The sequence below is a fragment of the Eubacteriaceae bacterium Marseille-Q4139 genome, assembly GCA_018223415.1.
Taxonomy (GTDB): Bacteria; Bacillota; Clostridia; order Lachnospirales; family Lachnospiraceae; genus CABSIM01.
Genome location: JAGTTQ010000001.1, coordinates 463,295 through 475,699, shown reverse-complemented (window position 1 = coordinate 475,699; position 12,405 = coordinate 463,295). Strand labels below are relative to the sequence as shown.

13 protein-coding genes are annotated in these 12,405 nt (G+C 54.1%); 10 read left to right on the top strand and 3 right to left on the bottom strand.

Annotation, left to right across the window (positions count from 1 at the left end; translation table 11 throughout):
* Positions 1 to 33: 33 nt before the first annotated feature.
* From KE531_02305 to KE531_02290, 4 genes are all read left to right on the top strand, one after another.
* On the top strand, positions 34 to 465 hold the full coding sequence (locus KE531_02305; GenBank protein ID MBR9952465.1) for a hypothetical protein: 432 nt from the start codon (positions 34 to 36) through the stop codon (positions 463 to 465).
* 58 nt (positions 466 to 523) lie between these two features.
* On the top strand, positions 524 to 1,231 hold the full coding sequence (gene tsaA, locus KE531_02300) for a tRNA (N6-threonylcarbamoyladenosine(37)-N6)-methyltransferase TrmO (protein MBR9952464.1): 708 nt from the start codon (positions 524 to 526) through the stop codon (positions 1,229 to 1,231).
* Between the two features lie 134 nt (positions 1,232 to 1,365).
* Positions 1,366 to 2,889, top strand: coding sequence for a 4Fe-4S dicluster domain-containing protein (locus KE531_02295; GenBank protein MBR9952463.1), 1,524 nt, complete (start codon positions 1,366 to 1,368; stop codon positions 2,887 to 2,889).
* An 82-nt stretch (positions 2,890 to 2,971) separates the two neighbouring features.
* Complete coding sequence (locus KE531_02290) at positions 2,972 to 4,198, top strand: DUF1266 domain-containing protein (GenBank protein ID MBR9952462.1); 1,227 nt, start codon at positions 2,972 to 2,974, stop codon at positions 4,196 to 4,198.
* A gap of 62 nt (positions 4,199 to 4,260) precedes the next feature.
* Here the strand turns inward: KE531_02290 and pdaA are convergent, their stop codons facing one another.
* Positions 4,261 to 5,076 carry a delta-lactam-biosynthetic de-N-acetylase gene (gene pdaA / locus KE531_02285; protein ID MBR9952461.1) on the bottom strand — a complete coding sequence of 272 codons (816 nt, stop codon included), beginning with the start codon at positions 5,074 to 5,076 and terminating at the stop codon, positions 4,261 to 4,263.
* A gap of 128 nt (positions 5,077 to 5,204) precedes the next feature.
* On the opposite strand from pdaA, the gene KE531_02280 reads away from it, so the two are divergent.
* The 5 genes from KE531_02280 (at position 5,205) to KE531_02260 (ending at position 9,369) form a co-directional block, all read left to right on the top strand.
* On the top strand, positions 5,205 to 5,993 hold the full coding sequence (locus tag KE531_02280; protein MBR9952460.1) for an EcsC family protein: 789 nt from the start codon (positions 5,205 to 5,207) through the stop codon (positions 5,991 to 5,993).
* A gap of 46 nt (positions 5,994 to 6,039) precedes the next feature.
* Positions 6,040 to 6,657: a CPBP family intramembrane metalloprotease gene (locus KE531_02275; protein MBR9952459.1), complete on the top strand. Its 618-nt coding sequence runs from the start codon at positions 6,040 to 6,042 to the stop codon at positions 6,655 to 6,657.
* Positions 6,658 to 6,750: 93 nt separating this feature from the next.
* Positions 6,751 to 8,415, top strand: coding sequence for a Tat pathway signal protein (locus tag KE531_02270; GenBank protein ID MBR9952458.1), 1,665 nt, complete (start codon positions 6,751 to 6,753; stop codon positions 8,413 to 8,415).
* A gap of 227 nt (positions 8,416 to 8,642) precedes the next feature.
* Entirely contained in the window at positions 8,643 to 8,993 is a 351-nt protein-coding gene (locus KE531_02265) for a hypothetical protein (protein MBR9952457.1), read from the top strand.
* 88 nt (positions 8,994 to 9,081) lie between these two features.
* On the top strand, positions 9,082 to 9,369 hold the full coding sequence (locus KE531_02260) for a GIY-YIG nuclease family protein (GenBank protein ID MBR9952456.1): 288 nt from the start codon (positions 9,082 to 9,084) through the stop codon (positions 9,367 to 9,369).
* On the opposite strand, the gene KE531_02255 is transcribed toward KE531_02260, so the two are convergent.
* On the bottom strand, positions 9,338 to 9,889 hold the full coding sequence (locus tag KE531_02255; protein MBR9952455.1) for a hypothetical protein: 552 nt from the start codon (positions 9,887 to 9,889) through the stop codon (positions 9,338 to 9,340). The genes KE531_02260 and KE531_02255 overlap by 32 nt on opposite strands.
* Before the next feature lie 122 nt (positions 9,890 to 10,011).
* Between KE531_02255 and KE531_02250 the strand changes: the two genes are divergently transcribed.
* The gene (locus tag KE531_02250) at positions 10,012 to 11,421 is read left to right on the top strand and encodes an RsmB/NOP family class I SAM-dependent RNA methyltransferase (protein MBR9952454.1); all 1,410 of its coding nucleotides are present in this window, start codon (positions 10,012 to 10,014) and stop codon (positions 11,419 to 11,421) included.
* On the opposite strand, the gene KE531_02245 is transcribed toward KE531_02250, so the two are convergent.
* Complete coding sequence (locus KE531_02245) at positions 11,394 to 12,317, bottom strand: RluA family pseudouridine synthase (GenBank protein MBR9952453.1); 924 nt, start codon at positions 12,315 to 12,317, stop codon at positions 11,394 to 11,396. The genes KE531_02250 and KE531_02245 overlap by 28 nt on opposite strands.
* Positions 12,318 to 12,405: the final 88 nt, after the last annotated feature.

Sequence of the window (12,405 nt, the reverse complement as noted above, 5' to 3'; positions counted from 1 at the left end):
ACTTGAGAAAAAAAGTGAAGGGAGTGCAGTTTCGTGGAAAATCAGACGATTGCTTTATTAAAGGAATGCAGTGCTGGATGTCGGATGGCGGAAGAAAGCATGTGCCAGATCCGGAAAGCCACGGACGATCAGAAGCTTGGGGCTCTGATTGCAGAGTATAAAGGAAAGCATGAAAAGCTGAAAGCGCGCGTGGACTCCATGCTGGCGGCCGAAGGGTATGCACCGAAGGAACCGCCGATGATGGCGTCGGCTTTTGCAAAGGCCAGCACAGGCGTTAAGCTTTCCTGGAAGGAAGACAGCCATCAGGCTGCGAAGATCCTGATGGACGGATGCAGTATGGGAATCAAAACCATCAGCAGCCATATCAACCAGTCCCCGGAGGCCTCTGCGGAGAGCCTTGGAGCGGCAAAGGATCTGGTGAGGATGGAGGAAGAATTTAACAGGGAACTGAAGCGGTTTGTATAAGAAAAGGAGATGGCTGCCCGGGAAAGAAGACCGGGCGGCCATGGAAGCGGAGGAGCACATGGAAAAAGGGCTGGAGCTTAAAATTATCGGACATGTCCGCACGGACTTTACGTCAAAATTTGGGATTCCGAGACAGAGCGGTCTCATAGAAGAGCTCAAGGGAACCATTGTCATGGAGCCGGAATACCGGGAACCGGCAGCATTTAAAGGGCTTTCGGACTTTTCCCATATCTGGCTGATATGGGAATTTTCGGAAAATCTGCGGGACGGCTGGTCGCCGACGGTTCGGCCGCCGCGGCTCGGCGGAAACAAGCGTGTCGGAGTGTTTGCCACCCGTTCTCCTTTCCGTCCAAATGCGCTGGGACTTTCCTGCGTAAAGCTGGAACAGATTGAGATGGATGAAAAGCTGGGGCCGGTGCTCCATATTTCCGGTGCTGATCTGATGGACGGGACGCCTGTCTTTGATATCAAGCCGTATCTGCCTTTTGTGGACGGGCATCCGGAAGCGTGCGGCGGCTTTACCGACAGGACGAGGGAATACAGCCTGACTGTCGAGGCGCCGGAAGAACTGCTCTGCCGGATTCCGGAGGAAAAGCGGGAGGCCCTGAAAAAAGTCCTGTCCCAGGATCCGCGGCCTTCCTACCAGAAGGATCCCGGCCGGGTTTATGGAATGGAGTTTGCCGGCTTTGAGGTGAAATTTTCGGTGGAAAACGGCCGGATTTATCTGCGGGATGTGGAAAAAACAGGAGACGCGGATTGTACATAAATAAAAACTTGCTATGGCGCATCAGAATATGTTATCTTTTTAACAAAAGAAAATAAAAACGAGAGCGATACCTGTGGAGATGACAGGAGAACGCCGGACAGCATGGTATCGGCACGGAAAAGGAGGAAGTCTGCATGAGAGGTGTGGAAACCAGAATTCAGGAAATCCGACACAGAATTTTCCGCGAGGTGGCCCGCATGGCCTACCATACGGAGTGGCCGGTTGATAAGCGGATCGAGGAACTGCCGTATAAGATTATTCCGGGTGAGGTGGGAAACTTCCGGAATGATGTATTTTTGGAACGTGCCATTGTAGGAGAACGTCTGCGCCTTGCCATGGGGCTTCCGTACCGGAGCGCAGCGGAGCCGGCGCCGATTTCCGACAACATCGAGGCGGCCGACCAGGCGGAGACGTACTATACGCCGCCGCTCATCAACGTCATAAAATTTGCCTGCAACGCATGTCATGAAAAGCGTGTATTTGTGACGGACGGCTGTCAGGGCTGCCTGGCCCATCCATGTGTGGAGGTCTGCCCGAAGGATGCGATTCATCTGGAGCGGACAAATGGAAAATCTCATATTGATCCCGACAAATGCATCAAATGCGGACGCTGTGCTGATGTCTGTGGCTATCATGCGATTATTATCCAGGAACGCCCATGCGCTGCGGCCTGCGGCATGGACGCGATCCATTCAGATGCCAACGGCAAGGCGGATATTGATTACAGCAAATGTGTTTCCTGCGGAATGTGCCTGGTAAACTGCCCCTTCGGAGCCATTGCCGATAAATCACAGATTTTCCAGGTGATCCGGGCAATCCAGTCCGGCGAGCGCGTGTATGCAGCCGTGGCGCCGGCATTTGTGGGCCAGTTCGGGCCGAAGGTGACGCCGGGAAAACTGCGTGCCGCCATGAAGCAGCTCGGCTTTGCCGATGTCTTTGAGGTGGCCATCGGAGCTGACCTCTGTGCGACCCAGGAGGCCATGGACTTTGTGGAAGAAGTGCCGGAAAAGCTTCCGTTTATGGCGACCTCCTGCTGCCCGGCCTGGTCGATGATGGCAAAGAAGCTGTTTCCGGACTATGCGAAGTGCATTTCCATGGCCCTGACGCCGATGACTTTGACGGCAAGGCTGATTAAGAGCCAGCACGAAAAGGCAAAAGTGGTATTTATCGGGCCATGTGCCGCGAAAAAGCTGGAGGCCATGCGCGACGACATCCGGAGCGATGTGGATTTCGTCCTGACCTTTGAGGAGATGGCCGGAATCTTCGATGCAAAGCATGTGGATATTGAAAATATTGAGGAAGACCCGGAGGGCGTCAACGATGCGTCCACGGACGGCCGCAACTTTGCTGTCGCCGGCGGCGTCGCCAAATCCGTGGTGAACGTCATAAAGGAGCTGTATCCGGACAGGGAGATCAAGGTGGCGAACGCGGAAGGGCTCAAGGACTGCCGCCGTCTGCTTACGCTAGCAAAGGCCGGGAAGTACAACGGCTACCTTTTAGAGGGAATGGCCTGCCCGGGCGGCTGTGTAGCCGGTGCCGGTACGATGCAGCCGATTAAAAAGTCCCAGGCGGCCGTAAACCTTTACGCGGCCCAGGCAAACCACAAGATCTCCAATGAGACGGAGTATGTGAAAGAACTCAACAAGCTGGTGGAATAGAAAAGCCGGCGCTTGTTTTCCTTGTCCGGCCCTGTGCCTTGTGTTATACTGGGAAAAAATGGCTGACAAGGAGAGGAAATATATGAAACGAAGACGGACTGCGGCACTGCTGTGCGCCTGCCTGTTTCTCTCTGCCTGCGGGAAAGAGACAGCTCCGGTACCAAAGGAATACACGGCAGAAAACGGCTGGTTTTCGGTGACGATGCCGTCCGGGATGGAACAGTCTGACAGGCAGCTCCTTGAAGACGCATCCCTCACGATACTCACAAGCGGGGATTCCGGTTTGGAAGTTTCGGCGTTCGTATATGGAAGCGATAAAAATTCTGACTTTACGAATGGCGAGGCGGAGACTCTGGAAGAATACAGGGATTATATCTGCTCGGTACTGGAAAAGGACGATACCAGCTTCCGGTGGAACGAAGAGACGGAGCTGGAAATAGAAGGCATGGAGCGGTGTATTTTCGGAAACGGAGAACTGATTTATAAAAATGTCAGAGGCGCTGCATCCGTCTGGTACCTGGAAAGCCCCGGCAGGTATTATACGGTCATGGCAGGCGGAAGCCAAAAGGCCATGGAGAAGGTCAGGCCGCTCTTTGCCTTCCGGGAGCTGGAAGGCGCTGTGCTGGAGACTTCCATGGACTTTATCGCCGGGATGACGGCAGCGGTGGACCCGGAAGGCGGTGTGAGCCGGTTTCTTTCAGTAAAAGCCATGGAAGACGCGGGGGACGACCTTTCGGAAATCCAGGAGCAGGCGGTGAAGAACCTGGAAGAACAGTGGGCGGTTGGCGACAAAGAGAGCCTGTTTGCAACGGCCGCATGGCTGATGGAGGACGGGCATAACGGCGATGCCCTTGCGCTCCTTGAGGAAATGGAAATCGGAGAGGATATGGACAAGGAGACGTTTGATGGCCTGCTGGAGGAACGGGAGCTTTCCGGCGAGGAACAGACATATCTGTCCGCCGCCTGGGATGCGCGGGACGAATTTGGAGACCATGCCATATCAGCGTGGGATTTGAGCCGCGTGCCGTCCCTGATGTCCCTCGGATATGCCGCTGGTTTCTGTACGTATGAGGAAGGGCTCGACCAGTGTCTGAAAGCGGCAGAGCTGGCCCAGGCATCCTTTGATTCCTGGGAAGAGTTTAACAAAAGCTGCCTTTATGGATATTCCTACTGGAGCGAAACGTCTGCGGACGATGCAGAGAGCAGTGCCGGGGAGCTGGCCGCCTCTATGGAAGCGCTTTTAAGCCAGGAGGACGGGCCGTTTCGGACGGATTTCCATATGGAACTCGAGAACGTCTGGCAGCAATAAGAGAAAATGGCCGCAGTGCCGGTTTGAGGGATCCCCAAACCAGCGCCTGCGGCTGTTTTTCTTTAGACGCCGGCCAGTTCATCGAGAGATTTAAAGCAGTATCCCATCTCCTCCCATTTCGTCAAAAGCTCATCTAAAATGGCGGCATTGGTGGAGGAAGTGCTGTGGAGAAGGACGACGGCGCCGGGATGGATGCGGCCGAGAAGCTTTTTGAAGGCTTCCTCCTTCGTGGGCTGTTTGTCCTGGTACCAGTCCACGTAAGCCAGGCTCCAGAAAAAGGTGGTATAACCTAGATCCTTTGCCATCTGAAGGTTGGATTCGCTGTATTTTCCCTGGGGTGGCCGGTAGTATTTTTTCATAGTCTGGCCCGTGATTTCCGTAAACAGTGCCTCCAGGTCGGTAAGCTCTTTTTCAAAAGCCTCTCTGGAAGCAATTTTGGACATGTCCGGGTGGTGGTATGTATGGTTCCCGACAATGTGGCCGTCCGCTAACATCCGTTTCACAAGATCCGGGCTGGTTTCCAGATAATTGCCCACGAGAAAGAAAGCGGCCGGTGCATTGTGTTTTTTCAGCGCGTCGAGAATGGCCTCCGTATTGCCGTTTTCGTAGCCGGCATCAAAGGTCAGGTAAAGGACTTTTTCATCGGTGTTCTCGGAATAGTAGGCATTGTACTGCAAAAGTTCGTCCGCTGTGGCGTTGGCGACCGGCGGCTTCCCCTCCTGCTGGAAGCTTAAGCCCCAGTTCCCTTCCGCTGATACGGGGACGGCCTCCCTTCCGTGGACAATGGCGGCCCCGGCGTGGCCGGCGGCAAAGGATAAAAGAAAGAGCAAAAGGACGCCGGATATTTTTTTCCAGGCCTCAAGATATGGGATTTTCATAGCCAAATCCTGCTTTTTCTTCTATATATATTTGGGAAATCCTGCATCATTCATAAAAAGAAAGCGGTGGATTCTTTCACAGCCTTGTGTTAGAATATCTGGAAATACGGTGGAAAGGCGGGAACAGAATGAAACTTTCCTTTGGAGGCACGCCCTGGGAAAAGGAGTGGAAGCGGCTTCTGGCCGCGGAAAAGCGGTTTCTGGACGGAAAAAGAGACGACAGCCGCGGGCTTTTAGAAAAATTTGCGGAAAATCATATGCCTGACAACGTGCAGGAAACCCTGCATGCCGCCTTCAAAAAGGCATTCGGGCTGGTGCAGAAAAACGGCCGGTTCGTGATTGAACGGGCGTATCCCAGGAAAAAGCGGGAGGCGGATTATGAGATCCGCGCTTATGCGGAGGAACTTCGCGGCGACAAAAAGGCCCTGCGGGCCTTCCGAAAAGAGGCCGCCGGCATCCGGAGGGGCAACCTGGCCCTCTCTGCGGCAGAAGGCGTCGGCCTGGGGATACTGGGAATCGGCCTGCCGGACATCCCGCTGTTTGCCGGTGTGATTTTAAAGAGTGTCTATGAAATTGCTGTCAATTATGGCTTCTCTTACGAAGAAGAGGAGGAGCAGGTCTTTTTACTGAAGGTCATCGGGGCGGCAGTCTCAGACAGGGAGACTTGCATAAAAGTAAACGGAGAGCTGGACGAGTGGATCGCAGGGGAACGCCGCTTTTCAGAGACGGCCGAAGAACAGGCTGACATCTGCGCCGAGGCCCTGTCGCGGCGGCTCCTCTATATGAAATTCATCCAGGGGATTCCCCTGGCCGGCGCCCTTGGAGGCATGTCGGACGCCGTGTGTTTAAAAGAGATCCTTGCCTTTGCAGACCTGAAATACCAGAAGCGTTTCCTGCTGAAAAGGCGGAAGACCTGACAGGGGCGTCACGTCCTGACGCCGTGGAAAACGGGAGGAATTATACGTGAAGATACGAATCAGAAGAATTCTTTTGCCGGTGCTTTTCTGCCTGGCTGTGGCCTGCCTTATCGAGCTTCCAATGGCGGGGACGACCATATTCGGGGATGAGGCTGTCCTTTGGGATACCTTGTTCCGGGCCATCGCGGCTGTGCCGGTTCTCTATCATTTTTACCGGGAAGATACGGTTTTCCGGGGCGATGCGAAGTGGGGATTAAAAACAGCCGTCGCTGTCCTGGTTTCCGGAGCTGCCGCTTCTGTCATCCTCGGACGGATCATCACATACGCCGGTATTCCCGGCTACGATGCGGCGGCCACGTCGCTTCTTACGGGGCGCCTGTGGCTCCAGCTACTTGTGCTGTTATGCGCATCCCCGCTTCTTGAGGAGTTCTTTTTCCGCGGCGTTCTGTATATGCGGCTTAAGGAACTGATCCCTTCCGTGCCGGCAGGCCTTGTGTCGGCGGCGCTTTTTGGGCTGTACCATGGAAATCCGGGCCAAGGGCTTTATGCCTTTATTATGGGGCTTTTTCTGGCATTTTCCATGGAAAAGACGCGTACCGTCAAGGCGCCGGTGCTGTTTCATTTTGCTGCCAACGCGGCAGCCCTGCTCTTGCCGGCAAGCTGAATTTGTAAGCAAAATGTAAAAATAAGATAAGCATTTTTTAATGGACGTTTGATATAATGTCGGCAGACGGAAATTGGAAAGGCAGGAATGATTATGAAAAAAGGGAATTTTTTGAAAAGCGGCGCGGCTTTCCTTTTCGGAATGCTGGCTGCTCTTACGGCAGGCTGTATGACAAGCTTTGCAGCCTATGATACGGCGTCCCTTTCCGCCTGTACGGTGGAAGGCGGAAACAGCATTGTGGTGACAGGGACAGCCTCGGCCGGGACACTGGAGGAAGGCGAGACGGCCGATGACGGATATTATTATCTGTTTGAGCTCCATCCCTACGAGACAGGAATCGGGAGCCGGACGGATTATGCGGCGTGGAGTGAAAAAGGCGATAAGCTTTCGTTCACGGTTCCGTACAGCGGCGATCCTTCCGATTCGCGGCTGTATTCCCGCTTTGTGGCGGCTGTAAACGTCGGCGGAACGTATCAGGCCATCAGCGGCCCCATTTACGTGACGAATCCCGGCGATGTGGCGGCGTTCACGGAAGAGTTCCCGGAGGCTCAGAGCAAGAAGGGGCTTTTGATTGAGCTGGATATGCTCGGCGATGCCATGAACTTAGGCGTCAAGCATACGACAATCAATATCCCGTACCACCATATCTGGGGCGGGAATCTGGCATATGACTATAATGGGACGACATATTATTTCAATGAAGATCTGATTGCCAGCTACGATAAGATGATCAGCTCCTTTTCTGCGAAGGGGATTGTGGTGACGGCCATCCTTTTAAACGGCTGGAACCCGGATAAGCCGGAGCTTGTGATGCCGGGAGTAACCAGGCAGGACGACGCCTTCTACTACGGATTTAATGTATCGACAAAGGAAGGCTATGAGGCGACACGGGCCCTGTTTTCTTTCATGGCGGAGCGGTATTCCGGAAGCAATTATGACCACGGCCGCGTGTCCAACTGGATTGTCGGCAACGAGATCAACAACAACAAAAACTGGAATTATGTGGGGCCCATGGAGCTTTCGGAGTACACAAAGCTCTTTGAGCAGGATTTCCGCGTGGCCTACACAGCCATCAAGAGCCACAGCAAAAACGCCAGGGTTTATTTTTCCACGGATTATGAATGGAAGAAGACAAATACCAGTCTCCAGTACGCGGCAAAGGATTTTATCGACCTGTTTAACGCAGGGATCCGCGCCGAAGGCAACATCGACTGGGGGCTTGCATACCATCCCTATCCGTATCCGATGGTGGAGCCGGAGTTCTGGGATGACGACCAGACGGGAATGGTAAACGATACGGAAAATTCCCCTGTGGTGAACTTCAAGAACCTTCACGTGCTGACGGACTACTTCCAGAAGCCGGAGCTTCTGACGGCAGACGGCAGGGTGCGGCATATCATCCTCTCCGAGGAGGGCTTTACGTCCCAGAGTGCTTCCAGGGGGCCGGTGTATGACATCCAGGCGGCGGCTTTCGCCTATGCCTACTATCTGGTGGACAGCAATCCCTATATCGACGCGTTTATTCTGAACCGTCAGGTGGATTCCATCACGGAGGTCAATACCTCCTGCGCCTTTGGCCTTTGGACCGTCGATATGTCGAGGCCGGATAAGGTGATTGCCGTGATGCCGAAGAACATCTATGAGGTGTTCAAGTACATCGACACGAACAAGTCCCTGAAATATACGGAGTTTGCCAAGGAGATCATCGGCATCGAAAGCTGGAGCGAGGTGATCCCGAACTTTAAATTGGAACAATAAAAGTGAAAATCTTCCTTCTAAATTGGTGAAAGTGTGGAAAACCGTTGATTTTATTGACAAAAACCGGCGAAAGGCTTATAATCCATGCAGCCGGAACCAGAAAAAAAGCAGGTTCCGGGAGTGCAGTTTACTGGAGAAAGGCTGCATGTTGTGACAGCAAAGCTGCATAAGATCAGACAACAGGGACGGGCTTGAATAGCAATGAAGATTTAGGAGGAAAGTTAAAAATGGCAACAAAGAAGGGAACTGTTGAGGCGGCTGAGAACAAAAAGACTGTAAAGGCTGGTTCTCCAGTTGTTGATAAGAAGGAAACTGCTGAAAAGAAGGAGACTGCTGCTCCGAAGAAGAAAACGACCGCAAAAAAGACGGCGGCTGTCAAGACGGCTCTTTATGTTCAGTATGCCGGTAAGGAATATACGGAGAAAGATCTGGTTTCCGAGGTAAAGAAAGCATATACAGAGCTTGGAAACAAAGCTTCCGATATCAAGACGGTGGAGATCTACCTGAAGCCGGAGGAGAATGTGGCCTACTATGTGATCAATGGCGAAGGCTCCGACGATTTCAAAATCGAACTGTAAGGCAAAACCATAAACGGAAGGGACGCTGCCGGGAACCGGAAAGGTTCCGTGGACGGCGTCCTTTTTTCAATATACAGGAGAAACAAACATGGAATCGGGGCATAATTACACCTATATCCTTCGCTGTGCTGACGGAAGCCTTTACTGCGGCTGGACAAACCGGCTCGAGGAGCGGGTACGGGCGCATAACGAGGGAAAAGGCGCCAAATATACAAAGGGGCGGCGTCCTGTGACGCTGGCCTATTTTGAAGAATTTGCCACAAAGGAGGAAGCCATGAGGCGGGAGTGCGCCATCAAGCGGCTTTCCAGGAAAGAGAAAGAGGCCCTGATTGCGAGCGGAGGCCTTATCCGGGGAGCAGGCGGTAAAAGCGGTTGAGCCAGAGGCAGCAGAAGATCGTAAAAAAGGTCTCCAGGGAACTGGAAATGAGCCAGCCGGAGTCTGCAAACAGAAAGAGGCAGACGGGCAGGGCGGCCAGGAGGAAAACCACAGGGCGCCGGTAGGTTTCCGGCCGGTAGAAGTACATTTTAAAGGCCAGAAGGAATAAAAGCAGATAAAGGAGAGCTGATGCGAAGAACGCACAGCCCACATGGACGGCAGAGAGATACCTGCTGGTTTCCGGCCTGTACGGGAGGAAAACGGAGACGGCGAGAAGAAGCGCGGCCGCGGCGGCCGGAACGGTAAGCCGTTTTTCGGCTTTTATGCCGGGAATCCGCGAAGCTGTGCGTCTTAAAAGGGAGTAAAAATACCCGCCGGTGGCGGCTCCCCATAAAAGCAGGAGAAGCTGGCCCGGCGGCCGGCTTCCGGAGACGGAAAAGTTGGTTTCCGTCCAGTTTCCCGGCCCGGCCATGGAGACAGTTAAAAGCGGAATCAGAAACCAGGAAAAGAAGTTTAGCATGCGTGTTACCTCCCGTAATAGAGTGAACCGGGAAAGAAAAGAATATGCCGGCCAGGGACAGGGAAATCCCACCAGAGAGGAACTGGCCGGACTTTTGCAGGATACAGGAGAAAAGAGAAACGATGGAAATGCTTCCAAAAGAATTCAGGGAAAAAATGGAACGGCTTCTGGGCCGGGAGGCAGAGGAATTTTTTGCTTCCTACGAAAAAGAGCGAAAATTCGGCCTGCGCCTTAACAGAAGGAAGACAGACGGCAGGCTTCCGGAAACGCTTTCCGGACTTGAGCCGATCCCCTGGGCCGCAGACGGATACTTTTACCCGCCGGAAGAAAGGCCGGGAAAGCATCCGTTCCATGAAGCCGGCCTCTATTATATCCAGGAGCCGAGCGCCATGGCGCCGGCAGAGGTACTGGCGCCGGCGGCCGGAGAGCGGATCCTGGATCTCTGCGCGGCGCCGGGAGGAAAGACAACCCAGGCAGCCGGGAAAATGGGCGGAACAGGCCTCTTTGTCAGCAATGAAATCCATCCGGCCAGGGCAAAAATCCTCTCTCAGAACGTGGAACGGATGGGCCTTTCCAACACGGTGGTGTTAAACGAGCCGCCGGACAGGCTTGTGCCCGTGTTCCCGGAATTTTTTGACGGAATCCTGGTGGATGCGCCGTGTTCCGGCGAGGGGATGTTCCGGAAAAACGAGGAAGCGTCAAACGAATGGGGGATGGCGCAGGTAGAACTCTGTGCCAGACGCCAGGATGAGATTTTGGACTGTGCGGCCGCCATGTTGAAGCCTGGCGGAAGGATGGTTTATTCCACCTGTACCTTTTCCCCGGAGGAAAATGAGGGGAGCGTGAGCCGCTTCCTTTCGCGCCATCCGGAATTTTCCCTGCTCCGGCCGGCGCTTGCCGAAACATTCTCCGAAGGAAGGCCGGAATGGGCAGACGGGAATGCTGCCCTTTCCGATACTGTGCGGATCTGGCCCCACAAAACCGAGGGCGAAGGACATTTCCTCGCGCTTCTCATAAAGCATGGGGAGCCCAAAAGACAGGAGAGTGTGGAAAAAAACAGGGCCAAGGGGAGAAAAAGAGCGGAAAAAGAGATTCCGGGCAAAAAGGAATGGCAGGAATTCTGCGAGGCAGCCCTGTCGGAAGCAGGGCGGGAGACCATGAAAAAAGAAGAAGCCGGAAAACAATTCCTGGCGTTCGGAGACGGGCTGTACCTGATTCCGGAGGACATGGTGCCGTTAAAGGGCTTAAGGGTACTGCGCCCGGGACTCTGCCTGGGGACTGTAAAAAAAGGCCGCCTGGAGCCGTCTCACGGGCTGGCCCTGTTTCTTAAGTCCTGTGATGCCGCCAGCGTTTTCGACGTCGGGACAGGCGAAACGGCAGCAAGGTACCTGCGGGGCGAAGCCTTAAAATGTCCCGACAGCGAAAAGAAAGGCTGGACGCTCATCACGTCAGACGGCTATTCCCTGGGATGGGCGAAAGGATCCGGCGGCACATTAAAGAACCATTATCCAAAGGGGCTCAGGCAGCCATAGGTCATTTCAGGAAACAGCGCTTTCATGTCGTCCGGCAGCGGCGCCTCAAACTCCATGGGCGCCTTCGTGACGGGATGAACGAAGGAAAGGCGGGATGAATGAAGTGCCTGCCTTTTTATGACACTGTAATCCGGGCAGTAAAGAAAATCTCCGGGAATCGGATGGCCGATATATTTCATGTGGACGCGGATCTGGTGCGTCCTTCCTGTGGAAAGCTTAAGGCGCAGGAAGGAGAGATCTGCGTCCTTTTTATATGCCATGCGGACGTAATGGGTGACGGCCGCCTCGCCGTGCTCAAAGTCCACGGTGCGCTCTAAAATGGAGCCCTCTTTTCTGGCGATGGGAGCCGAAACCGTTCCCGACGGCTCCGTCTTCCCACAGACGATGGCCGAATACTCCCGGTGGAGGTTATGGGAGGCCGCCTGGGCCGAAAGGAGACAGGAGGCCAGCCGGTTTTTGGCAATCAGAAGAAGGCCGGACGTGTCACGGTCCAGCCGGTTTACGGCGCGAAATGTGAACGGGATCCCCCGCTCCTTCATGTACCAGGCGATTCCGTTTGCCAGGGTGTTTTCGTAATGCCCCAGGGAAGGGTGAACCGGCATGCCGGCCGGCTTGTTTACGGCCATAAAAAAGTCGTCCTCGTAAAGAATCGAAAGATCCATGGGCACGGGGACAATCCCCTCGGAACACGGCTCTTCCGGGAAGAGAACCGTGAGGACATCGCCCTCGGCTAAGGTTCGGTTGGAAAAGGCCGGAGCCCCGTTTATGAGAATGGCGCCGGAGGTTTTCCGAAGCTGCACCAGGATCCGGCCGGAGTAGCCCTGATCCCGGAGAAAATCGGCCGCAGTCCTTCCGGCCTCCTGTTTTTTAATCGTGTAGGTAAGTGTCAGATTCATGGAAGCCATTATAGCAGGAATCAAATCCGGTGGCAAGAAAGAAAAATCCATGCATATATTGAACCAAACAGGAGACGGAAGCATGGTT